Annotated in this window: 23 protein-coding genes; 14 read left to right on the top strand and 9 right to left on the bottom strand. The window is 76.1% G+C overall.

What is annotated here, in order from left to right; genetic code table 11:
• Positions 1–65 precede the first annotated feature (65 nt).
• From ACI79X_RS17130 to ACI79X_RS17120, 3 genes are all read left to right on the top strand, one after another.
• Positions 66–1,304: an arginine deiminase gene (locus ACI79X_RS17130; protein WP_457026622.1), complete on the top strand. Its 1,239-nt coding sequence runs from the start codon at positions 66–68 to the stop codon at positions 1,302–1,304.
• A gap of 78 nt (positions 1,305–1,382) precedes the next feature.
• Positions 1,383–2,846 carry an MFS transporter gene (locus ACI79X_RS17125; protein WP_457026621.1) on the top strand — a complete coding sequence of 488 codons (1,464 nt, stop codon included), beginning with the start codon at positions 1,383–1,385 and terminating at the stop codon, positions 2,844–2,846.
• A complete protein-coding gene (locus ACI79X_RS17120) occupies positions 2,843–4,291 on the top strand; it encodes a M20/M25/M40 family metallo-hydrolase (RefSeq protein ID WP_457026620.1) in 1,449 nt (482 codons plus the stop codon). Before ACI79X_RS17125 ends, ACI79X_RS17120 begins: the two co-directional genes overlap by 4 nt.
• Positions 4,292–4,451: 160 nt before the next feature.
• On the opposite strand, the gene ACI79X_RS17115 is transcribed toward ACI79X_RS17120, so the two are convergent.
• The gene (locus ACI79X_RS17115) at positions 4,452–5,387 is read right to left on the bottom strand and encodes a DUF5926 family protein (RefSeq protein WP_457026619.1); all 936 of its coding nucleotides are present in this window, start codon (positions 5,385–5,387) and stop codon (positions 4,452–4,454) included.
• A gap of 55 nt (positions 5,388–5,442) precedes the next feature.
• Between ACI79X_RS17115 and ACI79X_RS17110 the strand changes: the two genes are divergently transcribed.
• The 3 genes from ACI79X_RS17110 to ACI79X_RS17100 are packed head-to-tail and all read left to right on the top strand — an operon-like array spanning position 5,443 to position 8,959.
• Positions 5,443–6,651, top strand: coding sequence for a cytochrome P450 (locus ACI79X_RS17110; RefSeq protein ID WP_457026618.1), 1,209 nt, complete (start codon positions 5,443–5,445; stop codon positions 6,649–6,651).
• Positions 6,648–7,310 carry a DNA alkylation repair protein gene (locus ACI79X_RS17105; protein ID WP_457026617.1) on the top strand — a complete coding sequence of 221 codons (663 nt, stop codon included), beginning with the start codon at positions 6,648–6,650 and terminating at the stop codon, positions 7,308–7,310. The genes ACI79X_RS17110 and ACI79X_RS17105 overlap by 4 nt, the downstream gene beginning before the upstream one ends.
• 32 nt (positions 7,311–7,342) lie before the next feature.
• Positions 7,343–8,959, top strand: coding sequence for a long-chain fatty acid--CoA ligase (locus tag ACI79X_RS17100; RefSeq protein ID WP_457026616.1), 1,617 nt, complete (start codon positions 7,343–7,345; stop codon positions 8,957–8,959).
• Here the strand turns inward: ACI79X_RS17100 and ACI79X_RS17095 are convergent.
• A complete protein-coding gene (locus ACI79X_RS17095) occupies positions 8,956–9,285 on the bottom strand; it encodes a rhodanese-like domain-containing protein (RefSeq protein WP_457026649.1) in 330 nt (109 codons plus the stop codon). The genes ACI79X_RS17100 and ACI79X_RS17095 overlap by 4 nt on opposite strands.
• A 68-nt stretch (positions 9,286–9,353) precedes the next feature.
• Between ACI79X_RS17095 and ACI79X_RS17090 the strand changes: the two genes are divergently transcribed.
• Positions 9,354–9,869: a PH domain-containing protein gene (locus ACI79X_RS17090; protein ID WP_457026615.1), complete on the top strand. Its 516-nt coding sequence runs from the start codon at positions 9,354–9,356 to the stop codon at positions 9,867–9,869.
• A complete protein-coding gene (locus tag ACI79X_RS17085; RefSeq protein ID WP_457026614.1) occupies positions 9,866–11,395 on the top strand; it encodes a PH domain-containing protein in 1,530 nt (509 codons plus the stop codon). Before ACI79X_RS17090 ends, ACI79X_RS17085 begins: the two co-directional genes overlap by 4 nt.
• 105 nt (positions 11,396–11,500) lie before the next feature.
• Here ACI79X_RS17085 and ACI79X_RS17080 read toward each other — a convergent pair whose 3' ends face one another.
• On the bottom strand, positions 11,501–12,154 hold the full coding sequence (locus ACI79X_RS17080; protein WP_457026613.1) for a response regulator: 654 nt from the start codon (positions 12,152–12,154) through the stop codon (positions 11,501–11,503).
• 103 nt (positions 12,155–12,257) lie between these two features.
• Here ACI79X_RS17080 and ACI79X_RS17075 point away from each other — a divergent pair, with 103 nt between their 5' ends.
• The 3 genes from ACI79X_RS17075 to ACI79X_RS17065 all read left to right on the top strand — a co-directional run bounded on the left by ACI79X_RS17075 (position 12,258) and on the right by ACI79X_RS17065 (position 14,434).
• Positions 12,258–12,995, top strand: a complete 738-nt coding sequence (locus ACI79X_RS17075; protein ID WP_457026612.1) for a sensor histidine kinase — start codon at positions 12,258–12,260, stop codon at positions 12,993–12,995.
• Positions 12,996–13,191: 196 nt separating this feature from the next.
• Positions 13,192–14,052, top strand: coding sequence for a manganese catalase family protein (locus ACI79X_RS17070; protein ID WP_457026611.1), 861 nt, complete (start codon positions 13,192–13,194; stop codon positions 14,050–14,052).
• Positions 14,053–14,170: 118 nt separating this feature from the next.
• A complete protein-coding gene (locus tag ACI79X_RS17065; RefSeq protein ID WP_457026610.1) occupies positions 14,171–14,434 on the top strand; it encodes a hypothetical protein in 264 nt (87 codons plus the stop codon).
• Positions 14,435–14,519: 85 nt separating this feature from the next.
• Here ACI79X_RS17065 and ACI79X_RS17060 read toward each other — a convergent pair whose 3' ends face one another.
• The gene (locus tag ACI79X_RS17060; RefSeq protein ID WP_457026609.1) at positions 14,520–16,166 is read right to left on the bottom strand and encodes a solute symporter family protein; all 1,647 of its coding nucleotides are present in this window, start codon (positions 16,164–16,166) and stop codon (positions 14,520–14,522) included.
• On the bottom strand, positions 16,159–16,554 hold the full coding sequence (locus ACI79X_RS17055; RefSeq protein ID WP_457026608.1) for a DUF485 domain-containing protein: 396 nt from the start codon (positions 16,552–16,554) through the stop codon (positions 16,159–16,161). Before ACI79X_RS17055 ends, ACI79X_RS17060 begins: the two co-directional genes overlap by 8 nt.
• Before the next feature lie 164 nt (positions 16,555–16,718).
• On the opposite strand from ACI79X_RS17055, the gene ACI79X_RS17050 reads away from it, so the two are divergent.
• Positions 16,719–17,957 (top strand): Rieske 2Fe-2S domain-containing protein, encoded by a 1,239-nt coding sequence (locus tag ACI79X_RS17050; RefSeq protein WP_457026607.1) that lies wholly within the window; start codon positions 16,719–16,721, stop codon positions 17,955–17,957.
• Between the two features lie 187 nt (positions 17,958–18,144).
• Here ACI79X_RS17050 and ACI79X_RS17045 read toward each other — a convergent pair whose 3' ends face one another.
• Positions 18,145–18,303 carry a hypothetical protein gene (locus ACI79X_RS17045; protein ID WP_457026606.1) on the bottom strand — a complete coding sequence of 53 codons (159 nt, stop codon included), beginning with the start codon at positions 18,301–18,303 and terminating at the stop codon, positions 18,145–18,147.
• Between the two features lie 62 nt (positions 18,304–18,365).
• Between ACI79X_RS17045 and ACI79X_RS17040 the strand changes: the two genes are divergently transcribed.
• The gene (locus ACI79X_RS17040) at positions 18,366–19,574 is read left to right on the top strand and encodes an MBL fold metallo-hydrolase (RefSeq protein ID WP_457026605.1); all 1,209 of its coding nucleotides are present in this window, start codon (positions 18,366–18,368) and stop codon (positions 19,572–19,574) included.
• Positions 19,575–19,577: 3 nt separating this feature from the next.
• Here ACI79X_RS17040 and ACI79X_RS17035 read toward each other — a convergent pair whose 3' ends face one another.
• Positions 19,578–20,564 (bottom strand): LacI family DNA-binding transcriptional regulator, encoded by a 987-nt coding sequence (locus ACI79X_RS17035; RefSeq protein WP_457026604.1) that lies wholly within the window; start codon positions 20,562–20,564, stop codon positions 19,578–19,580.
• 59 nt (positions 20,565–20,623) lie between these two features.
• Complete coding sequence (locus ACI79X_RS17030) at positions 20,624–21,478, bottom strand: Fpg/Nei family DNA glycosylase (protein ID WP_457026603.1); 855 nt, start codon at positions 21,476–21,478, stop codon at positions 20,624–20,626.
• Positions 21,479–21,699: 221 nt separating this feature from the next.
• Here ACI79X_RS17030 and ACI79X_RS17025 point away from each other — a divergent pair, with 221 nt between their 5' ends.
• A complete protein-coding gene (locus ACI79X_RS17025; RefSeq protein ID WP_457026602.1) occupies positions 21,700–22,884 on the top strand; it encodes a glycosyltransferase family 87 protein in 1,185 nt (394 codons plus the stop codon).
• Here ACI79X_RS17025 and ACI79X_RS17020 read toward each other — a convergent pair.
• Entirely contained in the window at positions 22,853–24,364 is a 1,512-nt protein-coding gene (locus ACI79X_RS17020) for a malic enzyme-like NAD(P)-binding protein (RefSeq protein ID WP_457026601.1), read from the bottom strand. The genes ACI79X_RS17025 and ACI79X_RS17020 overlap by 32 nt on opposite strands.

The following is a 24,364-nucleotide window of genomic DNA, read 5'->3' as shown; positions in this document are numbered from 1 at the left end:
CCTCGGAGCGGTCGGGGACGACGGTGTGCTGCGACCGCCCGGCCACTGTGCCAGCCTCTCCCCCCGTGACCTCCGGAGCCTCCCCGTCCCTCGGCGCGACCAGCGAGGTGGGCCCGCTGCGCACCGTCGTCCTGCACCGGCCGGGCGCCGAGCTGCGCCGGCTGACCCCGCGCAACAACGACCAGCTGCTCTTCGACGGCGTGCCGTGGGTGGCCCGCGCGCAGGAGGAGCACGACGCCTTCGCCGCGGCGCTCACCGGCCGCGGCGTCGAGGTGCTCTACCTGGGTCGCCTGCTGGCGGAGGTGCTGGAGGTGCCCGCCGCGCGCGAGGAGCTGGTCGCGGCCGCCGTCGACGACCCACGCCTGGGCGCCACCCTGAAGCGGGCCACCACCGCCCACCTCGCCGGCCTCGCGCCCGACGACCTCGCCGCCACGCTGATGGCCGGCCTCGCCCACGACGAGCTGCGCGGCGGCCGCGGCCTGGCCTACGAGCTCATGGACCGCGCGGACTTCGTCGTCCCGCCGCTGCCCAACCTGCTGTTCACCCGCGACTCGTCGGTGTGGGTGGGCGACCAGGTGGCCATCACCTCGCTGGCGATGCCCGCGCGGCACCGGGAGAGCTCGATCACCCGGGCCATCGCCACCCACCACCCGCGCTTCGCCGGCACCGGACAGCTCTACGACGCCTCGCTGGAGCACCTCGAGGGCGGCGACGTGCTGCTGCTCGCCCCGGGCGTGCTCGCCGTCGGCGTGGGCGAGCGGACGACGCCGGGCGGCGCCGAGCGGCTGGCCCGCCGGGTGTTCGCCCGCGGCCTGGCGCACACCGTGCTCGTCGTCCCGATCGCCCAGGAGCGCGCGACGATGCACCTGGACACCATCGCCACGATGGTCGACGTCGACGCGATGGTCATGTACCCCGCCGTCGCCGACTCGCTGGTGGCCTGGACGGTCACCGCGGAGGAGACGCCGGACGACGACGACACCACCGACCTCGTGGTGCGCGGACCGCGGCCGTTCGTCGTCGCCGCGGCGGAGGCCATGGGCATCGACCGGCTGCGGGTGATCGACACCGGCCTCGACCCGGTCACCGCCGAGCGGGAGCAGTGGGACGACGGCAACAACACCCTGGCGCTCGCGCCGCGGCTGGCCGTGGCCTACGAGCGCAACACGGTCACCAACGCCGCGCTGGAGGCGGCCGGCATCGAGGTGGTGCGGATCGCGGGGTCGGAGCTGGGCAGCGGCCGGGGCGGCCCGCGCTGCATGTCCTGCCCGGTGTGGCGCGATCCCGTGCGCCCCCTCCCGTAGGAGCCCGCCGGTCCGTACGGTGCGGTACCGGACGCCCGCCCCGGGCGGTCCGGACGGGAGGCAGGGCGTGGCCGGCTCATGACCAGGACCGACACCGCGCGGCGCACCGGCCGCATCGCCGGGCTCGGGGGCGGGCTGGTCGGCTGGCTCGTCTTCGTCGAGTTCACCAGCGGCGTGCTGCAGGGCTACTACGTCCCGCTGCTGACCGACGTCGCCCGTCACCTCGACGTCCACGACGCCGACGTGAACTGGCTCGAGGCCGCGCAGCTCATGCTGTCGGCGATCGCGGTGCCGGTGCTGGCCAAGCTCGGCGACCTGTACGGCCACCGCCGGATGCTGCTGCTGTCGGCGGCCCTCGTCACCGCGGCCACCGGCGTGCTCGCCGTGGCGCAGGACTTCGGCGTCTTCCTCGCCGCCTGGGCGGTGCAGGGCGTCTACGCCGCGTGGCTGCCGCTGCAGGTGGCGCTCATCCACTCCCGCTCGCGCGGGCAGGCCGACGCCGCCGCCCGCACCCGGCGGGCGACCGGCCTGATCGTCGCCGCGCTGCAGGCCGGGGCGATCGTGGGCGCGCTCGGCGGCGGGCAGCTCGGCGGCGCGCTGGCCGGGCGGTTCTGGCTGGTGCTGCTGGTCCCGGGGCTGCTGGTCGCGGGCGTCGTCGCCGTGGTGGCGCTGCGGGTGCCCGAGAGCACCGACCGCCGGGCCGGCGAGGTCGACGTCACGGGCGTCGCGCTGCTCAGCGTGGTGCTGCTGGTGATCACCGGCGGGCTCACGTTCGTGCGGGTGAACGGTGCCGGCGAGCTGTGGCCGTGGCTGGTGACCGCTCTCGGCGTGCTGCTGGTGGTGCCGTTCGTGCGCCACGAGCTGCGCCGCACCGACCCGCTGGTCGACTTCCGGGTGCTGCGTTCGCCGAGCATGTGGCCGGTGCAGCTCACCGCCGGGCTCTTCGGCGTCAGCGTGCTCGGCGCGCAGGGGCCGCTGTCGACCTTCGCCCGCACCGACCCGGAGGTGTACGGCTACGGCCTGGGCCTGTCGACCAGCGAGGTGTCGATCGTCATCGGCGGCTACGTGGTGTCGATGCTCGTGGGGGCGAGCCAGTTCTCCCGGGTCTCGGCGGCCACCACGCCGCGGGTCACGCTCATCGGCGCCGCCACGCTCACCGGCCTGGGCTACCTGCTGCTCGTGCCGCTGCACGACACGCTGCCGCAGGTGCTCGGGGCGATGGTGGTCGCGGGTCTGGGCTCCGGCGCGCTGGTGGCGGCCCTGCCCGCCGCGGCGGCCGCGGCGGCGCCGGCCGGGCGCACCGGCGTGGCCACCGGGCTGACCAACACGACGAAGGTGCTCGGCGGGAGCTTCGCGTCGGCCGCCTTCGCCGTCGCGCTGGCCTCGGGTGCGCAGGGCACCGCCGGGTCGCTGTCGGGCTACGTGACCGTGTGGGTGGTCTGCGGGGTCACCGCGTGGCTGGCCGCGCTGTCGCTGGTGTTCGTGCCGGCGCTGGCGTTCTCCGACCGGCCCGAGGTGGCCGGCGTGCGGGAGGTCGCGTGAGGACCACCCCGCTGCTGGCCGGGGCGGTGGCTGCGGGGACGGCCGCCGGGGGTGCGGCGCTCGCCCGCCGGGTTGCGCGCTTCCGGCCCTCGCCGGCCGCCGTCCCGCCCGCCGACGCCTCCGGCCTGGACGCCGGCGCCGCGGCCGCCCGCCTCGGCGAGCTCATCCGCATCCCCACCGTCTCCGCGCGCGACCGCGGCCTCGTCGACGCCGGCGCCTTCGCCCGGTTCCGCGAGCGCCTCGCCGAGCTGTACCCGCACACCCACCGGGTGCTGGAGCGGGAGGTCCTCGGGCACGGGGCGCTGCTCTACCGCTGGCGCAGCGGCACGGACCGGCCGCCGCTGGTGCTCATGGCGCACCACGACGTCGTCCCGGTGACCGGGCAGGCGTGGAGCCGCGACCCGTTCTCCGGCCTGGTCGAGGACGGCTGGGTGCACGGGCGCGGGGCCATCGACGACAAGGGCTCACTGGTGGCCGTGCTCGAGGCGGTGGAGTCGCTGGCCGCCGCCGGGCACACCCCGGCCCGCGACGTCTACGTCTTCTCCGGCGACGACGAGGAGGTCGCCGGCGTCGGGGCGCAGCTCGCGGTCCAGGCGTTCCGCGACCGCGGGATCACGCCCTGGGCGGTGGTCGACGAGGGCGGCGCCGTGGTGAGCGGGGTCTTCCCCGGCGTCCCCGGGCCGATCGCCGTCGTGGGGCTGGCGGAGAAGGGCCTGCTCGGCGTCGACCTCGTGGCCACCGACCCCGGCGGGCACGCCTCCTCCCCCACCCCGGGCGGGGCGCCGGCGCGGCTGGCACGGGCCGTCGTGCGGCTGGACGCGTCCCCGTTCCCGGCGCGGCTGCACGACGTGGTGCTCGGCATGGTCGATGCCGCCGGCCGGCACGCCCCGGGCGCGTACCGGGCGCTGTTCGCGAACGCCCGCGCGCTGCGGCCGGTGCTGGCGACGGCGCTGGCGCGGGCCAGCCGGGAGGCCAACGCGCTGGTGCGCACGACGGTCGCCGTCACCGAGCTCGAGGGCAGCAGCGCCCAGAACGTGCTGGCCACCCGGGCGCGGGCGCACCTGGACATCCGGATCGCGCTGGGCGAGACGGTGCAGTCGACGGTCGACCGGCTGCAGCGGGTGATCGCCGACCCGTCGGTGGAGGTGCGGGTGACCGGCGGCAACGACCCGTCGCCGGTGTCGCGCACCGACACCGAGGCCTACGCGGCGCTGGGCGCGGCGGTGCGGGCGGTGTACCCGGAGGCCGTCGTCGCGCCGTACCTGATGGTGCAGGCCAGCGACGCGCGGCACTTCGCGCAGATCAGCGACGCGGTGTACCGGTTCATGCCGTTCGACCTCTCCCGCGGCGAGCTCGACGCGCTGCACGCGGCCGACGAGCGGATCAGCGTCGCGGCGCTGCACCGGGGCGCGGTCTTCTTCCGGCACCTGATCCGCTCGCTCTGAGCGGGGCTCCTCCGCCCGGGGCACGTGTCCTCCCGAGCGCGGTCGTGCTCTGGGTCCAGGGCGGACTCAGCGCACGACCCGGCCCGGAGCAGGTGCAGGGGGTCCCGGGTCGGGTCGTGCTCTGCCCCGTCCGGCGGGGCAGAGCACGACCTCCCCGGGGTCAGCGCAGGGTGACCTGGCGGGAGAGCAGGCCGGCGCGGGCGCGGCGCTCGTCGGCCGACAGCGGGCCGGAGGCTGCCAGCGCCTGCTCCAACCTCCCGGCGAACTCCTCGGCCGGCCCGTTCCACTCCTCGGCCGGGGTGTCGGCGGGCAGGTCCCACACGGGCACGACCAGCCCGTGGGCGCGGAAGGCGCCCGCGTAGCGGGTGCCCTCGCCGAGCACCAGCTCGTCGGCCGCGGACAGGCGGGCCAGCGCGTCGAGCAGCGGCTCCTCGGCCTCGGGCCGCACCCAGCGGAGGTGCGACCGCTCGCTGCCGGGCCGCACCCAGTACGCGGCACCCAGCCCGTCGAGCCGGACGGTGGGCAGCACCGCCTCGTTCGCCTGCTGCAGGCCGGCCATGGCGGCGGCGCCGGCGTCGGTGCCCTCCAGCCAGAAGCCGAAGTCCTCGTGGACGGTCACCTCGAGCGGCGCCTCCAGGTCCAGCAGCTCCTGCAGCCGGGGGCCGGCGGAGCCCGCGGCGCCGATCGGGCCCGGGTCGACCGGCGCGCCCGCCGGGGCCTCCAGCGCCGCGGCCAGCGCCGTGCCGAGGTCGCGGCTCACGTCGTCGGAGGAGGCGGTGAGCTGGACGCCGAGCAGGATCTCGCCGTTGCTGCGCACCAGGGCCGGCGCGCCGCCGGGCAGGACGCTGGCGAGGGTGACGGCGCGGCCATCGGTGGTGGTCAGCGGGGCGGTGGCGGCGGGCACCAGCTCGCGCAGCGCCACCCAGTCCGGCTCGCCGGGCAGGCCCTCGAACGGGCGGGTCACCGGCGGCGCGTAGCCCGAGCCGTGGCAGTGCTTGTAGCGGCGGCCGGACCCGCAGGGGCAGGGGGCCTTGGGGTTGATCTCACCGGCGGCGGGCGCGGGCGCGGGACGGCGGCGGGTCGCGGAACGGGCCATGCGGCCCAGCGTAGGTGGGCCGGGACACGTCCCTCCGCCGCCTAGGCTCCCCGCCGTGACCTCGCCGGCCGTCCCCCTCGACCTGACCGACGCAGCCGTGGTCGCCGATCCCTACCCGGCCTTCGCCGCCGCCCGCGCCGCCGCGCCGGTGCAGTGGCACGAGGGCCTGGGCCTCTGGCTGGCCTTCACCCACGCCGAGAGCAACGCCGTGCTGCGCGACCGGCGGCTGGGCCGGATCTGGCGCGACCGCACGCCGGAGGAGCGGTTCGGGCAGTTCAACCTGATCCACCGCAACGCCATCCTGGAGATGGAGCCGCCCGAGCACACCCGGCTGCGGCGGCTGGTCAGCGCGGCGTTCGCCCGCGGGCACGTCGAGCGGCTGCGGCCCTGGGTGCAGGAGCTGGCCGACTCCCTGGTCGACGGGCTGGCCGAGCGCTCCGGCGGCACCGCGGAGGTCGACGTCCTCTCCGGGATGGCCGAGGAGCTGCCGGTCGCCGTCATCGCCGAGCTGCTCGGCGTCCCGGCCGCCGACCGGCCGCTGCTGCGGCCCTGGTCCAACGCGATCGTGAAGATGTACGAGTACGGCCGCAGCGACGCCGTGGAGGACGCCGCCGAGCGGGCCGCCGCGGAGTTCGTCGCCTACCTGCGGGAGCTGGCCGCCGAGCGGCGCCGCGCCCCGGGCGAGGACCTGCTCACCCACCTGGTCACCGTCCGCGACTCCGACGGCGACCGGCTGACCGAGGACGAGCTGGTCACCACCTGCATCCTGCTGCTCAACGCCGGCCACGAGGCCACCGTCAACGTCAGCGGCAACGGCCTGCTGGCCCTGCTGGAGCACCGCGACCAGCTCGAGCGGCTGCGGGCGGACCCGGCGCTGCTGCCCACCGCGATCGAGGAGCTCATGCGCTTCGACTCGCCGCTGCAGCTGTTCGAGCGCACCGCCACCGAGGACGTCGAGGTGGGCGGGGTGACCGTCCCGGCGGGCGCGAAGGTCGCCGCGCTGCTGGGTGCGGCCAACCGCGACCCCGCCGTCTTCGCCGACCCGGACGTCCTCGACGTCGGCCGCACCGACAACCCGCACATCTCCTTCGGCGCCGGCGTGCACTTCTGCATCGGGGCGCCGCTGGCCCGCGTGGAGCTGCAGGCCTCCTTCGGCGCGCTGCTGTCGCGGACCTCCGACCTGCAGCTGGCCCGCCCGGCGCGGCGCCGCCCGGAGTTCGTCATCCGCGGCCTGGCCGAGCTGCCCGTCGTCCTCACCCGGTGACCGACGCCGCGGCGGTGCTCGGCCGGCTCGGGGAGCTGGCCGACCCGGCGCGGCTGGCCGGCATGACCCGCACCGGCGTCGGCGGCGCGCAGACCCTCGGCGTGACGGTCGCCGAGCTCCGGGCGCTGGCGCGTGAGCTGGGCCGCGACCACGCGCTGGCCGCGGCGCTGTGGGACACCGGCGTCCACGAGGCCCGGATCCTGGCGAGCATGGTCGAGGACCCGGCCGCGGTCGACGTCGCGCAGCTCGACGCGTGGGCCGCCGGGTTCGACGCGTGGGACCTGTGCGACCAGGTCTGCCAGAACCTGGTCCGGCACACCCCGTTCGCACGGGACCGCGCGCTCGCGTGGGCCGCCCGGACGGAGCCGTTCGTCAAGCGCGCCGGGTTCGCCGTCATGGCCGGCCTGGCGGTGGCCGACCGCACGTCCCCCGACGAGCGGTTCGAGCCGTTCCTGCGGGCCGTCGCCGAGCACGCCGACGACGACCGCCCCGTGGTCCGCAAGGGCGCCAGCTGGGCGCTGCGCCAGATGGGCAAGCGGAGTCCTGGCCTGCACGGACGTGCCGTGGCGACCGCCGGGGGGCTGCGCTCCGGGGGCCGCGGCGCCCGCTGGGTCGCCGCCGACGTCCTGCGCGAGCTGGAACGGCGTACTCCGCGGTAGATCGTGAGCGCCGTCACTGGCACGATGCCGCCATGCGCGGGCTCATGCAGGACTTCCCCCTCACCATCGACGCGATCTTCCGGCACGTCGAGCAGCACTACGGCGACGGGACGATCGCGACCAACAGCCCCACCGGCGTCACGAAGGTGACCTACGCCGAGTGGGCCGAGCGCACTCGGCGACTGGGCGGCGTCCTCGACACGCTGGGCATCAGCGCCGACGGCCGGGTGGGCACCTTCGGCTGGAACAGCCAGCGCCACCTCGAGCTGTACTTCGCCGCGCCCTCGACCGGCCGCGTCCTGCACACGCTCAACATCCGGCTGTTCCCCGAGCAGCTCACCTACATCGCCAACCACGCCGAGGACGAGGTCGTCTTCGTCGACCGCTCGGTGCTGCCGCTGTTCTGGCCGCTGGTGGACACGATGGAGACGGTCAAGCACGTCGTCGTCATGGACGACGGCGGCGACAACGAGATCCCGGACGACCCGCGCGTGTCCGACTACGAGACGCTGCTGGCCGAGGCCTCACCGGTCGAGTTCCACGTCACGGACGAGAACAGCGCCGCCTCGATGTGCTACACGTCGGGCACCACCGGCAACCCCAAGGGCGTCGTCTACAGCCACCGCTCGACGTTCCTGCACACCATGGGCGTGCTCATGCCCAACGCCTTCGGGCTGAGCATCCGCGACGTCGCCATGCCGGTCGTGCCGATGTTCCACGCCAACGCCTGGGGCATCGCCCAGGCCGCCCCGGCCGCCGGCGCCTCGCTGGTCATGCCCGGCCCGATGATGCAGCCCGAGGCGCTGGCGAAGCTCATCGTCGAGGAGGGCGTCACCTTCACCGCCGGCGTCCCGACCATCTGGCAGGGCGTGCTGCCGCACCTGGCCGGCAAGCCGCACAAGCTCCGCGACATCGGCTGCGGCGGCTCGGCGGTGCCCAAGGCGCTGTCGGAGGCCTACCGCGAGCAGGTCGGCCTGCCGATCCTGCAGGCGTGGGGCATGACCGAGACCCACCCGGTCGCCTCCTCGGGCATCCTGCCGCCGCGCTTCGACCAGCTCGACGACGAGGGCAAGGCCGCCCAGCGCGCCCGCGCCGGCATCCCGTTCCTCGGCGTCGAGGCGCGGATCGTCGACGCCGAGACGCTCGAGCCGCAGCCCTGGGACGACAAGGCCACCGGCGAGCTGCAGGTCCGCGGCCCGTGGTGCGCGCAGGACTACTACAACCCCGACGCCGGCGTGGTGCTCACCACCGAGGACGGCTGGATGCGCACCGGCGACGTCGCGGCGATGGACTCCTTCGGCTCGATCCGCATCGCCGACCGCACGAAGGACCTCATCAAGTCCGGCGGCGAGTGGATCAGCTCGGTCGACCTCGAGAACGCGATCATGAGCCACCCGAAGGTGAAGGAGGCCGCGGTCGTCGGCATCCCGCACCCGAAGTGGGACGAGCGGCCGCTGGCCTGCGTCGTCCTCAAGCCGGGCGAGGAGGCGACCGAGCAGGAGATCCTCGACCACCTCAAGCCGCTGGTGGCCAAGTGGTGGATGCCCGACGCCGTCGAGTTCATCGACGAGGTGCCCAAGACCAGCGTCGGCAAGTTCTCGAAGAAGGACCTGCGCAGCCGCTTCGCGGAGTACGCCCCGAAGAGCTAGCGCACGAAGGGCGGCTGGCCGGTCTCGCTCACCAGGGGCCGGCCCGCCGCCTCCCACGCGCCCATCCCGCCGCCGACGTTCACCGCGTCGTAGCCGTTCTGGTTGAGCCAGGCGGCCACCCGCGCCGAACGGCCGCCGCTGCGGCAGACGACGTAGAGCGGGTCGCCCTCGGGGACGTCGTCGAGGCGGGCGGGCACCTCGCCCATCGGGATGTGGGTGGCTCCCTCGGCGTGGCCGGTGACCCACTCGTCGTCCTCGCGGACGTCGAGGAGGACGGCGTCGGAGGGCACCTCGTCGGCGGGCACGGTCGGGACCTGCTGCGGCATCACGGCACCCATCCTCCCAGCCCGGACGCGCGGGCCGCCCCCGCGCGGGACTGGGAGGATGGGCCGTGATGTCCGCCGCCCCCGCGCCCCCGGTGTCCGAGCCGGCCTGGTCGCTGTCCCGTTCGGCGATCTGGCTCTGGGTGACCGAGGGGATCGTCGGCACGCTCGTCTACGGCGCGATCGTGACCGTCGCCGTGCTCGTGGTGCCCGCCTCGGTGGGCGGCCCGGTGCCGGTGCTGCGCTGGCTGCTGCCGGTGCTGGTCGGCGTCTACGCCGTCGTGGCCATCGGCGTGCGGCCGTGGATCCGGTACCGGGTGCACCGCTGGGAGGTCACCGCGGAGACGGTGCACACCCTCACCGGCTGGCTGACCCGCACCTGGACGCTGGTGCCGATCGCCCGGATCCAGACCGTCGACGTCACCCGCGGCGTGCTGCAGCAGCTCTACGGGCTGGCCAGCGTCGCGGTGCTGACCGCCTCGTCGCAGGGCACCGTCCGCGTGCCGCACCTGGAGTTGGCCGTGGCCGAGCGGGTCGCCGAGGACCTGGCCCGGCGGGCCGAGCAGGTGCGGGACGAGGCCACGTGACAGGACCCTGGCCGGTGCCCGCCCCGCCGGCGGCCGCGCCGCCCGCGCCCCCGCCCGCCGCGCGCCGCACCTCGCCGCTGGTGGTGCTGCTGCACACGGTCACCTTCAAGCAGGCCCGGCAGGTCGTGCCCGCGGCGATCCCGGTGGTCGCCGCGGTGGGCATCGACGGGCCCGGCGTCGTCGTCGCGCTCGTGGTGGCGGTGACGGCGCTGTCGCTGCTGTTCGCGGGCCTCACCTGGTGGCGCACCACCTACGCCGACACCCCCGCCGCGGTGGTGGTCACCCGCGGCCTGCTCGCCCGCTCGGTGCGCACCGTCCCCAACGACCGCATCCGCGGCGTGGAGGTGGAGGCGCCGGCGCTGCACCGGCTGTTCGGCCTGGTCCGGGTGCGCATCGACGCCGCGGCCGGGGTGGGCACCGACGGCGACGAGGAGGTCGTGGTCGACGGCGTGCCGCGGGCCGAGGGCGACCGGCTGCGCGTCTCCGTGCTCACCCACCGCCGGTCGGCCCGGCCGGTGCTCCCGGGCGCCGACCCCGGGGCGCCGTTCGAGGAGCCGCCCGAGGAGGAACTCGCCCGCTTCGACCCGCGCTGGCTGCTGTACGCGCCGCTGGTCGCGAGCTACCTGGCGGTGCCGCTGGCGGCCGTCGGGGCGCTGTCGCGGCTGCTGCAGGAGCTCCCGCGCGGCCTGCGGCCCGACCTCGACGGCCCGGAGCTGACCGGCACCGTGGTGGCCGTCGGCGTGGCCCTCGCGCTGGCGCTGCTCGCCGCCGGGGCGGTGCTGGGGGCGGCGGTCGTGAACTGGGGCTTCCGGCTCGTGCGCCGCGGCGGCTCGCTGGTGGCCGTGCGCGGGCTGCTCACCCGCCGGCACACCGAGCTAGAGGTCGACCGCATCCGCGGCGGCACCCTGGCCGAGGGCCTGGGCATGCGGCTGGTGCGCGCCGCCCGGGTCAACGCGCTGGTCACCGGCCTGGGCGCGGCCAACCGGCGGGGGCAGCTGTTCCCGCTCGGCCCGCGGCCGGAGGCGCTGCGGCTGCTCGGCGTGCTGGTCGACGACCCCGGCCCGCTCCGGCCGCACCCGCCGGCCGCACGCCGGCGCGCGGTGTCCCGCGCGGTGCTCGCCGGCCTCGTCGTCACCGCCGGCGGGGCCTGGCTGTACACCGGCACCGGCTTCTGGGGCCTGCTGGCCGTGGGCGTCGCGCTGACCGTGCTCGGCGTACCGCTGGGTCTCGGGCGCTACGCCGCGCTCGGGCACGCGACCGGCCCGCGATCGTTCAGCGTGCGCAGCGGCCTGCTGGTGCGCGAGCAGGCGGTGCTGCAGCGCCGCGCCGTCGTCGGCTGGACGGTCCGGCAGACGGTCTTCCAGCGCCGGGCGGGGCTGGCCACGGTCACCGCGTGCGTGGGCGCCGGGACCGGCGGCTACGCGGCCGTGGACATGGCCGCCGCCGACGTCGCGGCGTTCACGGTGGCGGCGTCGGGTCCGTGGGCCGCCGCGGCGGGCGACGCCGCGCCGCCTCCCGCCGGCTGACCCGGCGGGGCGGTGGCCCGTCGGGGCCACCTTGCGGAACGCGGGCGTGTCGATCACGCGCCCGGGTAGCGGGGGCGCGATGCACCCCGCGCAGCCGGCCCCTGCTCAGCCCGGCCCGTCGGTCCCCTTGCGGAGGCCCACGCGGCCGGCGAGCGCCGCCGCCTCCACGCGGGTGGCGACGCCCAGGCTGCGCAGCAGGGAGGCGACCAGCCGCTTGGCGGTGCGCTCCGAGACGTGCAGCGTCGTGGCGATGTCGACGGTGCTCGTGCCGTCGGCGACCAGGCGCCACAGCCGGCGCTCGTCACTGGTGAGCCGGTCGGCGACGGTCTGCTCCCCGGTCGGGGCGGCGTCGTCGAGCAGCTGGCGCAGCAGCGCCTCCGGGACCACCGACCAGCCGTCGAGCACCGCCAGCAGCGGGCGGACCAGGTGCTCGGGGTCGGCGGTCTTCGGCAGGAAGCCGGCCGCGCCCGCGCGCAGCGCCTCCAGGGCGGCGTCGGCCTCGGCGAGCCCGGACAGCGCCACCACCCGCACCATCGGGTCGGCGCGGCGGATCGCCGCGATCGCCCGCACCCCGCCCGGCGGCGGCATGTGCAGGTCCACGACGGCGACGTCGGCGTGGTGGCGGCTGACCATCGCCGCGGCCGCCGAGGCGTCGTCGGTGGTGGCCACGACGCGCACCCGGCCCTCGCTCACCCCCGGCAGCAGCAACGCCAGACCCCTGCTGAACAGCGGGTGGTCGTCGACGACCACCACGTCCACGTGCCCGCCCGTCTGCCCCAGGCGCCCAGCCCCGGCGTCGGTCGACCCCACGACCCTCCCGTCCTCCGCGGCCGCCCCGGCCGCACGCACCCCGGAGGTGCCCGTGACCCTCGCACCCGACACACCGCGCACGCAGCGGCCCAGCGGCCTGATCCCCGACCTCGCCCGGGTGGTGCGCGACCACGTCGTGCGCGTCGCCCGCCGCAGGCCACCGGAGCAGGAGCCACCGCCCACCCCGGAGACGGCGCTGCTGCGCGCCATGTGCCACGACATGCGCAGCCCGCTGGCCTCCCTGGAGGCGCTGCTGGGCACCCTCGACCGCACGGCCGGGGACCGCGCGGAGCTGCTGGACCTCGCCCGCGCGCAGACCGCGCACCTGTCGTCGATGCTGCGCACCGCCGACGCCACCGGCGGGGCCACCCGGCGGACCGGCGGCCGCCTGCTCGGCGACGTCGTCCGTGCCGCCGTGGCCGCCTCCGGCCTGCCGGCCGGGCAGCTGTCCCTCGCCCTGCAGGACCGCGCCGCCGACGTGCGGGTGGCCGACGCACGGGTGCAGCGGATCCTCACCAACCTGCTGGAGAACGCCCACCGGCACGGCGACGGCGCCCCGGTGGTGCTGGCGGTCACCAGCCGCGGGGGCGTGGTGCGCCTGTCGTTGACCCAGGACGTCGCGCACCCGCACCGGGTCGTGCAGTACCTGCGCCGCGACGTCCCGCCGGTGGACCTCACGGGGCTCGGGCTGTGGTCGGTGCAGCGGCACACGCGCGACCTCGGCGGCACCGTCGTCTGGGCGGTGACCGACGCGGGCCTGACGCTCCGGGTGGACCTCCCCGACCGGTAGGGGATCCGCCATCGTCGCGCCCTGGGCTCCTCCCCGGAGCGGTGAGGGCCCTCGTAGCGCTATCGGCCCTCCACGGAACGGGTCCGTCAGGTTGGCACGGGCGGGCCAGCGGACGGCACGGGCGGGCCACCCGGCGCGGGCAGATCCCGGGTGTCACCGCAGCGGCGGCGACGCGACGACGCCACGAGGAGAGCCCGTGTTCACGCACACCCACGCCCTGCAGTACGAGGCCAAGCCCGACGGCCCGGACCCGGACTTCGCGCGCAAGATGCAGGAGGTCCTCGGCGGTCAGTGGGGCGAGATGACCGTCGCCACGCAGTACCTGCTGCAGGGCTGGAACTGCCGCCTGCCCGGCAAGTACAAGGACATGCTGCTCTCCATCGGGACGGAGGAGCTGGCGCACGTCGAGATGATCGTGACGATGATCGACCGGCTGCTCGACCACGTGCCGCTCAAGCCCGACTCGGCCGACCGCACCAAGGAGGCCGCCGCCGGCTACGGGCAGCACAACCCGCAGCACCTCATCGTCAACGGCCAGGGCGCCTCCTACATGGACAGCATGGGCAACCCGTGGACCGGCGCGTACGTGACCGCCTCGGGCAACCTGATGGCGGACTTCTACTACAACGCCACCGCCGAGATGCAGGGCCGGCTGCAGGTGGCCCGGCTCTACAACATGACCGACGACCCGGGCGTCAAGGACATGCTCAAGTTCCTCATCACCCGCGACCACATGCACCAGCAGCAGTGGCTGGCCGCCGTGGAGCAGCTGAAGGAGGACGGCCTCGAGGGGCTGCCGGTGCCCGAGGCCTTCCCGCTCTCCGACGAGGTCGGCGACCTGGGCTTCACCTTCATCCAGGCCTCCGACGGCCCGGAGGCCGCCAACGGCCGCTGGGCCTCGGGCCCGTCGATCGACGGCAAGGGCGAGTTCCGCGCCGCCGCCATCGAGGCCACCGCCGACGCCCCGACGCTGCCCCCGGGCGACCCGCGGCTCTACAGCACCCCGCAGACCGAGGCCCACACGATGCTGCAGAAGGCCAAGGACCTGCTCAAGTGAGGCCCTGACCTCGCATCCCCCGCGCCGTCGCCGTGCCGGTGGCCGGGCTGTCCCGCAGCCCGGCCGCCGGCCCGGCGGGCGCAGCCCCCGCACGACCGGCAGTCCCCGGAGGTCCCCCGTGCACCTGCCCTCCCCCGCCGTCCTGCTGACGGCGGTCTACGCCGCGGCGCTCGCCGTCGCCGTGGCCGCCGCCGCCACCGGCTCGGTCCGCGAGGCCCTGGCCGGCCTCGTCGTCGCCGCCGCTCTCGGCACCCGCTTCGCGGTGCGCCGCTCGCGCCGTGCCGCCCGCTCGACCGGCTCCGCCGTGGCGGCGGTCGACGCCGCGCTGCCCGACGTGACGGCGGCGCTGCCCGACGCCGTCCCCGCCGTCCGCGCTGCCTGAGCCCACCCGACGCGCGAGGCGCGCGCCCCCGGGTGGGGACGCGCGCCTCGGCTGGTGCTGAGGAGGGCCCGCGCGGGCCCTCCTCCTAGTGCTGGACGGCCTTCTCCGCACCGATCCCGGTGAGCGACCGGACCTCGAGCTCGGCGTTCTTGTCCAGGTCCGGCTTCTCCTTGGACAGGATCGAGCCGAGCCAGCCGAGGAAGAACGACAGCGGGATCGACACGATGCCCGGGTTGTTCAGCGGGAACCAGTGGAAGTCCACGTCCTGGAACAGCGACGGGGACAGCCCGGTGGCCGGGTTGACCGGCGCACCGGACACGACCGGCGAGAAGACGATCAGCACGATGCAGGCGATGAGGCCGCCGTACATCGACCACAGCGCGCCCTGGGTGGTGAACCGCTTCCAGAACAGCGTGTAGAGGATCGTCGGGAGGTTCGCCGAGGCGGCGACGGCGAACGCGAGCGCGACCAGGAACGCGATGTTCAGGCCCGCCTGCAGCGCCAGGATGCCCAGGCCGATGGAGATCGCACCGATGACGATCGCGGTGATGCGGGCGACCCGCACCTCCCCGTTCGGCGACACCTTGCCCTTCTTGATCACCGACGCGTAGACGTCGTGGGCGAAGGAGGCCGAGGCGGTGATCGTCAGGCCGGCGACCACCGCGAGGATCGTCGCGAAGGCGACGCCGGCGATGATCCCGAGCAGGATCGTCCCGCCCAGCTCGAAGGCCAGGAGCGGCGCGGCGGAGTTGACCGCACCCGGGGCGCCCAGGATGCGCTCCGGCCCGACCAGGGCACCGGCGCCGTAGCCGATCACGAGGCTGAACAGGTAGAAGACGCCGATCAGCCAGATCGCCCAGACCACCGAGCGACGGGCGTCCTTCGCCGTCGGCACGGTGTAGAAGCGCATGAGCACGTGCGGCAGGCCGGCCGTGCCGAGCACCAGGGCGAGGCCCAGCGACACGAAGTCGAGCTTCGAGGTGCCGGTGGCGCCGTACTGCGCACCGGGCGCGAGCACGTCGCGGCCCTCGACCGCCACCGACTGCGCGTCCCCGAGCAGCGAGGACAGGTTGAAGCCGAACTCGGTCAGCACCCACAGGGTCATGACCAGCGCGCCGGCGATGAGCAGCGTGGCCTTGATGATCTGCACGTAGGTGGTGCCGCGCATGCCCCCGACCAGCACGTAGATGATCATCAGCGCGCCGACCAGGACGACGACGAGCGCCTGCGCCGCCTCGCCGGTGACCCCGAGCAGCAGGGTGACCAGGCCGCCCGCGCCGGCCATCTGGGCCAGCAGGTAGAACAGCGACACCGCGAGCGTGGAGATCGCCGCCGCGGTGCGCACCGGGCCCTGGCGCATCCGGAAGGCCAGGACGTCGGCCATCGTGTACCGCGCGGTGTTGCGCATGAGCTCGGCGACGAGCAGCAGCGCGACGAGCCAGGCGACGAGGAAGCCGATCGAGTAGAGGAAGCCGTCGTAGCCGTAGACGGCGATGGCCCCGGCGATGCCCAGGAACGACGCGGCCGACAGGTAGTCGCCGGCGATGGCCAGGCCGTTCTGCGTGCCGCTGATGTTGCGGCCGGCGGCGTAGTAGTCGGCCGCGCTCTTGTTGTTGCGGCTGGCGCGGAACGTGATCACCAGGGTGACCAGGACGAACGCGCCGAAGATCGAGATGTTGACGGCGGGGCTGCCGATGGTGGCGTCCGCCGCGAGCACGGTGGCGTCAGGCACGGGTGGCACCGCCCTTGCTGATGTCGGTGCCCGTCCGGCCGCTGCCGGCGTACTGGTGGCTCTCGAGCCGCTCGCGCATCTCGTCGGCGATGGGGTCGGTCTTCCGGTTCGCGTGCGCCACGTAGAGGTGGGTGATCACGAACGTGGAGACGAACTGCCCCAGCCCCAGCAGGATGCCGAGGTTCACGTTGCCGAAGACCTGCGTGGACATGAAGTCCGGCGCGTAGGTCGAGAGCAGGACGTAGAGCAGGTACCAGGCCAGGAAGGCCACGGTCATCGGGAAGGCGAAGCGCCGGAAGCGCCTGCGCAGCTCGGTGAACTCCGGCGAGTCCTGCGCCTGCCGGTACTCCTCCGGCGTCAGCAACCGCCGTTCGGCGGGTTCTGTCACGGGTTGCTCCCTCGTCGATCCGGAACGCCACTGGTCGTGTGACCGCGCTCACCTTAGGGGTCGAGAGGTTGCGGTGCTCACCACCGAAACTTTCGAGGCCGGGCCGTGACCTGACCTTCTCCCCGGCGTCACGCCGCGGTAGCGCGCCGGCGCTGCAATGGGTCATGACCGCGACGCGGATGCCGTCGACCGCACGGTCGACGGGCTGGTTCCCGGTGGCGCGCGCCGCCGAGGTGGGGACGACGCCGGTGCCGGTGGGCGCCGGCGGCCGGTCCTGGGTCGTCGTCCGGCTCCGGCCGGGGGCGGAGGTGAGCGCCTTCCCCGCCCGCTGCCCGCACCGGCTGGTGCCGCTGGCGGCGGCCACCGTGGTGGAGGGCCGGCTGCAGTGCCCGTACCACGGCTGGCGGTTCGACGGCGACGGCCGCTGCGTCGACGTCCCGTCGCTGGGCCCCGACGGCACCGCTCCTCCGCGCGCGGACCTGTCGGTCCCGTGGGCGGTCGAGGAGCGGCACGGCTGGGTGTGGCTGGCGCCCGAGCGCACCGCCGTCGGCCTGCCGCCGGCGCCGCCGGCTCCGCCCGTCCCGGAGCCCGCGCCCGCCCCCGCGCCGCCGTCCGGGCCGGTGCTCGGCAACCTGCACCCCGCCCTCGAGCACGCCTGGCACCCGGTCGCCCTCTCGCGGGAGCTGCGCGCCGGCGGCTGGCTGCAGGTGCGGCTGCTCGGGCGCACGTGGACGCTGTCGCGCTCCGCCGCCGGCGTGACCGCCGACCCGCCGGCGTGGGGCGTGCGGGAGTGGCTCGGCGTCGTCTGGCTGGCCCCGGCCGAGCCGCGCGGCGCCGACCTGGCGGTCCCCGAGGACGGCGACCGGCGGTTCGTCGGCGGCTGGCTGCCGCCGGCCCGGTCGGCCGGCCCGGCCGCGACGCTGGCCGACGCGCTCCTCGACGTCGCCCACCTGCCGTTCGTGCACGCGGACGGCGGCGAGCCGGAGGTCACCGGCGGCACCGTCACCCCGGAGCCGGGCGGGTTCACCGCCGAGCGGACGGGCGGCGGGCAGCGGGTCACCTCGGTGTTCCGCGCCCCGTTCCAGCTCCGGCAGCGGACCGACCTCGACGACGGCGCGTCCCGCACGCTGCTGGTCCTCCTGCAGCCCGAGGACGCCGACTCCACCCGCGTCCACGCCTGTGTGCTGCTCGCCTCGCCGCCCGGGGCGCCGCTACCCGGTCCCGACGACGTCGCGGCCGCGGTGGCCGCCGAGGCGCGGGCGCTCGCCGAGGACCTCGACCTGCAGGCGCAGCTGGAGAGTCCCGGCCTGCCGCTGGACCTGCGCGAGGAGCTGCACGTGCGCGCCGACGCCGCCGGGGTGGCGCTGCGCCGCGCGCTCGCCGACCTCGCCGCCGGCCGCTGACCTCGCCGCGTGGTGCCCGGCCTCGCCCCGCAGCGCGAGGTCGGGCACCGCGGCGCGAGGTCGGGCACCGCGGCGCGAGGCCGGGCGCACGATCAGGCGGCCTGATCGTGCCGCGTCCTGGCTCACCGCCGACCGCGAGCCAGGACGCGCTGCGGTGAGCCAGGACGAGCCGGAGCCGGGACGGGCGTCAGTCGGCGGCGAGCTCCTCGCCGCACGCGGGGCAGCGGGTCGGCGGGTCCTCGTCGGCGAGCCGGCCGCACGCCGGGCACACCCGCTCGAGCCAGCACGCCGGGTCGCCGCCCTCGTCGTCCGGGGCGGGTCCGCGCCGGCCGGCATCGGTCGCCACGTGGTGAGCATGACCCCGGCATCGGCGGCCGGCACGCCGGGACGGCTGGGATGCTGGGAGGCGTGCCGTCCCCGCGCCGAGCCCGTCGCATCGCCCTGACCGCCGCCCTCGCCCTGCCCGCCGGCTTCCTGGCCCGCGCCGCGTGGGGCCTGCCGACGGCGATCGGCGCCGGGCGCCGCGAGATCCGCCCGACGGTGGCCGGGTCGCCGCAGTGGTCGGGCGGCCGGTTCCACAACACGCTGCCCACGCCGGCGCTGCCGCCGCCGAACGCCCGCCGCGGCCTGCTCCGGCAGTGGCACGACGACCGGCACGTCGGCCTGCCCGCCCGGCCCGTGCCGCTGGCCCGCCCGGCGATCCCGGCCGAGGCGGGCGAGCTCGCCGTCACCTGGTTCGGGCACTCCAGCGCGCTGCTGGAGGTCGACGGCGCCCGCGTGCTGGTCGACCCGGTGTGGGGCCACCGCGTCTCGCCGTCGCCGGTGTTCGGCCCCACCCGGCTGCACGAGCCGCCGGCGCCGGTGGAGACCCTCCCCCGCGTCGACGCCGTGCTCATCTCGCACGACCACTACGACCACCTCGACCTGCCCACGGTGCGGGCGCTGGTCGAGCAGCAGGACGCGCCGTTCGTCGTCCCGCTGGGCGTGGGCGTGCACCTGCGGCACTGGGGCGTGCCGGAGGACCGCGTCGTCGAGCTGGACTGGGACGGCGCGACGACGGTCGGCGACCTGACGATCACCTGCACCGAGGCGCGGCACTTCTCCGGCCGCTACCTCACCCGCGACACCACGCTGTGGTCGTCCTGGGTGGTCGCCGGCCCGCGGCACCGCGTGTTCTTCGGCGGCGACACCGGCTACACGCCCGCCTTCGCCGGCATCGGCGCGCGGCTGGGCCCCTTCGACCTCACGCTGCTGCCGATCGGCGCCTACAACGACGCGTGGGCGCACATCCACATGGACCCCGAGCAGGCGGTGCGCGCGCACGGCGACCTCGGCGGCCGCGCCCTGCTCCCGGTGCACTGGGCCACCTTCAACCTGGCCTTCCACCGCTGGGCCGAGCCGGTGCAGCGGCTGCTGGCCGCCGTCGGCCCCGACGTGCCGGTGCTGGTGCCGCGCCCGGGCCAGCGGGTCGACGTGCTCGCCCCGCCGCCGCTGGAGGACTGGTGGAGCGCCGTCGGCGCGGCGGGGGAGGACCGGCCCGCCGACGACGACGCCGGGGTCGGCAGCGCGGTGCTCACCCGGCTGCTGTCGCGCCTGACGTCGCTGCTCGCCGGCTGACGGTCAGGCGCTGCGGCGCAGCACCAGCTCGGACGGGAAGAACACCGTCCCGTCGGCCGCGGCGCCGGTCAGCGCCGCCCGCACCGCCGCGTCGGCGATCCGCTCCACGGGGTGAGTCGCCGTCGTCAGGTCGGTGACCTCCGCCAGCGGGGCGTCGTCGAACCCGGCGACGGCGACGTCGCCGGGCACCTGCCGGCCGTGCCGGCGCAGGACGGCGAGCACGCCGAGGGCCACGTCGTCGCAGCTGCCCAGGACGGCGTCGGTGTCGGGCCAGCGGGCGAGCACCTCCTCCGCACCGGCCTCGCCGGACGCGGCGTCGAAGCCGCCGGGGACCGTGCGCACCGGCAGCCCGGCCGCGGCGACGGCGGCGCGGAAGGCCGCGACCGGCCGCCGGGTGCACGGGAGCCACTCCGGGCCGGTGACCATCGCGATCCGGCGGCGCCCCGACCGCACGAGGTGTGCGACGGAGGCGGCGGCCGCCGCGGCGGCGTCCACGTCGACCGACGGCACGTCGGCACTGCCCACCCCGATCGACACGACCCGGCCGCGCAGCTGCCGGGGCACCGCGGCCAGCAGCTCGGTGGTGGTGTTGACCAGGACGACGCCGCCGACCGTGCGGTCGCGCGCGAGCGCGTCGAGCTCGGCCGCGGGCGCGTGCAGCGGCAGCCGGCGCAGCGCCACGCCCAGCCCCTCGGGGGCGCACAGCCGGGCGGCGGTCGTGAGCACCCGGCCGGTGTAGGCACAGGCGAGCACCGCGTCGGAGGTGCCGGTCATGGCGACGACGACCCGCGTGCCCGTGCCGCGGGCCAGCGCCCGGGCGACCGGGTCGGCCGCGTAGCCCAGCGCCTCGGCGGCGGCGCGGACCCGGCGCAGGGCGTCGGCCGACACGGGTCCCGAACCGGTCACCGCGCGGGACACCGTGGCGCGCGAGACCCCCGCCGCGCGCGCGACGTGCTCCAGGGTCACCACGGGAGGCGGCCGCTCTGCCACGGGTCCGTCGTACCACCCCCGGGGCGCCGGCGGACCCCCTCCGGGGACTGGGACCGCTCTCAGCGCAGCAGCTTGCTCATCCGGCGGTCGGCCAGCGGCTTGCCGCCGGTCTGGCAGGTCGGGCAGTACTGCAGCGAGGTGTCGGCGAAGCTGACCTCGCGGACGGTGTCCCCGCAGACGGGGCAGGGCAGCCCGGTGCGCGCGTGCACCTGCAGGCCCGAGCGCTTCTCGCCCTTGAGCGTGGCCGCCCTCTGCCCGACCTGGCGCTGCAGCGCGTCCGACAGCACGGCCCGGACGGCGTCGTGCAGGCGCAGCACCTCGTCGTCGCTCAGCCTGTCGGCCATCTTGAACGGCGACAGGCGGGCGACGTGCAGGATCTCGTCGGAGTAGGCGTTGCCGATGCCCGACAGCAGCGTCTGGTCGGTGAGCGCGCCCTTGACCTGGCCGGAGCGGCCGGCCATCAGCCGGGCGAAGGTGTCGCGGTCGACCTCGAGCGCGTCGGGGCCCAGCCGCTCGATGCCCGGCACCTCGGCCGGCGACCGGACGACGTGGACGGCGAGGCCCTTGCGGGTGCCCTGCTCGGTGAGGTCGAACCCGTTGCCGTCATCCAGGTGCACGCGCACCGCGAGCGGCCCCTTGCCCGGCTTCGGCGGGGCGGCGGGCAGGCCGGTGCGCCAGTGCAGCCACCCGGCGCGGGCCAGGTGGACGACGAGGTGCAGGCCGGAGACCTCGAGGTCGAGGAACTTGCCGTGCCGGGAGGCGCCGGTGACCTCGAGGCCGGCCAGGGCCGACAGCGGCGGGTCGAAGGTCTTGAGCGCCTGCAGGCCGGTCAGGTCGGTGCGCGCGACCACCCGGCCGACGGCGTTCTCGCGGAGGAACGCCGCCAGCGCCTCCACCTCGGGCAACTCGGGCACCCGGCCATGATCCACGTCCCCCGCACCGGCCGCCGTCCACGACCGGGTGACTCCGGTGGCGGACGGGTAGTCCGAGGAGCCGCGCCCGCCCGGGTCCGGCCCCCCAGCGGAGAGCTGATCACGTGCTGCCCACCCACACCCGTCCGGCACCTCCCCCGCGGTCGCGGACGCCCTCCCCCGGCCCGCGCGAGCCGGCGGCATGGACAGGACCGCTCCGGGCGGTGCTGTGGCCCCTGGCGGTCGGCTCGCTGCTCCACGTCGTCGTCCGCTCGGCGACGGGACCCGCCCACGACCTCGCCATCCTCTGGCGCGGCGGAGCGAGCCTGGCCGCGGGCGGGCCGCTCTACGACACGGACCTGGAGTTCATCTACCCACCGCTCGCCGGCTGGCTGCTGGCGCCGCTGGGCCTGCTGCCCTTCCGCTCCGCGGTCGTCGTCGTGGTGGTGGGGGGCGCGGCCTGCGCGGTGGCCGCGACGGTCCTGCTGCTGCGCCTGGTGGGCGTGCGGGCCGGCTCCCCCGTCCTCCCCGGGGCACTCGTGGTCCTCGCCCACAGCCGGCCGCTGGTCGGGCTCCTGGGCCAGGGCAACGTCGACACCGTCCTCCTGCTCGCCGAGGCGGCGGTCATCGCCCTGCTGCTCCGGGGACGTGACCTGCCGGCCGGGGTGCTGCTCGGCGCGGTGTGCGCGGTCAAGCCGACCCTGGCACCGGTCCTGCTAGCCCTCGTCGTCCTCCGGCGGCCGCGCGCCCTCGTCGCCGCCGGTGTCAGCGGCGTGGTGCTCACCGGTCTCGGACTGCTGACCGTTCCCGACCGTGGGGTCTTCTTCACCGGTGTCCTGCCGCTGCTGGCGGGGGGCAACCGCGAGGAACTGGCCCCCTACAACCGGTCGATCCACGGTGCCGCCCTCGAACTGGACCTGCCGCCCTGGCTCGCGGTGGGCCTCCGGCTGGCCGTCTTCGTGCTCGCCTGCTGGGTGGCGTGGCGCCGGCGGCTGCGTCCGACGGCCGCGCTGGAGGTCGTACCGCTGCTCATGCTCGGCACGATGCTGGCGTCGTCCTTCACGTGGGCCAACTACGGCATCTACCTGCTGCCGCTCCTGGTCACCGTGGCGCTGCCGGGCAGCCTGGTGCGGACCTGGCCGGCCTGGGCGGGGGTGTACCTCTTCGCCACCCCGGACGCCTGGCACCTCGAGGACCTCGCCGAGCTGCCCGACACGCTGCTGCGACTGCTGCCGCTGTGGGGCTGGCTGCTCCTGCTCGGCACCTGCGCGGTCGCGGCGTACCGGGCGGCACCCGGCGGGGGTGGGGGGGACGGGGTCCCCTCGGGAGCCTCCGGCCCCCACTCGTCGGGACCGGCGACTCCGCCGCCCCCCGGGCTCAGCCGCCCAGGGTGCTCATCCGGTCGGTGACGGGGGCGGTCGCGCCCGGCTCGGCGCGCGCCTGGTCGGCCACGGCGGCGGCGACCGCGGGCGTGACCGCCGGGTCGAAGACGCTCGGGATGACGTAGTTGGCGTTGAGCTGGTCGTCGCGCACCAGCTCCGACAGCGCCTGGGCCGCGGCCAGCAGCATGCCGGTGCTGATCTCGGTGGCGCGGGCGTCGAGCAGGCCGCGGAACACCCCGGGGAAGGCCAGCACGTTGTTGATCTGGTTGGGCAGGTCCGACCGGCCCGAGGCGACGACGGCGGCGTACTGGCGCGCCCGCACCGGGTCGACCTCCGGCGTCGGGTTGGCCATCGGGAAGACCACCGCGCGCTCGGCCATCCCGGCCAGCGCCTCGACCGGCAGCACGTTGCCGGCGCTCACCCCGATGAAGACGTCGGCGCCGACGAGCGCGGCGGGCAGGTCGCCGCGGGTGCGCGCGGGGTTGGTCCGCTGCGCCAGCGCGAGCTTGGCCGGGGACAGCCGGTCGTCGTCGGGCGAGAGGATCCCCTCGCGGTCCCACACGAGCACCTGCCCGGCGCCGGCCTCCAGCAGCAGGTGCACGATCGCCGTCCCGGCCGCGCCCGCCCCGGCGACGACGATCCGCACGTCGGGCAGCTGCTTGTCCACCACGCGCAGGGCGTTGCGCAGCGCCGCCAGCGCGACGATCGCCGTCCCGTGCTGGTCGTCGTGGAAGACGGGGACGTCGAGCCGCTCGCGCAGCCGGGCCTCGATCTCGAAGCAGCGCGGCGCGGCGATGTCCTCGAGGTTGATCCCGCCGAAGCCGGGCGCGATGAGCTCCACGGTGCGCACGATCTCGTCGACGTCCTGGGTGTCCAGGCAGATCGGCCAGGCGTCGATGTCGGCGAACCGCTTGAACAGCGCCGCCTTGCCCTCCATCACCGGCAGGGCCGCACCGGGCCCGAGGTCGCCGAGGCCGAGGACGGCCGAGCCGTCGGTGACGACGGCGACGGTGTTGCCCTTGATGGTCAGCCGGCGCACGTCCTCGGGGTGCTCGGCCAGCGCCAGGCACACCCGTGCGACGCCGGGCGTGTAGGCCATCGACAGGTCGTCGCGGGTCTTGAGCGGCACCCGGGAGGCCACCTCGAGCTTGCCGCCGAGGTGCAGCAGGAAGGTGCGGTCGCTGACCTTGCGCACGGCCACGCCGGGGACGGCGCGCAGCGCCTCGACCATCTCCTCGGAGTGCGCGGCGTCCGCGGCCGAGCAGGTGACGTCGACGGTGAGCCCGTCGGAGCGCGAGTCGACGACGTCGATCGCGGTCACCGCGCCGCCGGCCGTGCCCACCGCGGTGGCGATCCGGCCGATGGACGCGGGGTCGCCGTCGGCGGTCAGCCGGACGGTGATCGAGTAGGACGCCGAGGTGACCGGCCCTCGGGGCGCGGCGGCCGGCTCACCGGGAGCGCTGTCGCCGGTGGCGGTGGAGGGAGCGGTGTCCGTGTCGGTGCTCAC

The organism is Geodermatophilus sp. SYSU D01119, assembly GCF_054049975.1.
This window is presented reverse-complemented; position numbering and strand designations above follow the sequence as displayed.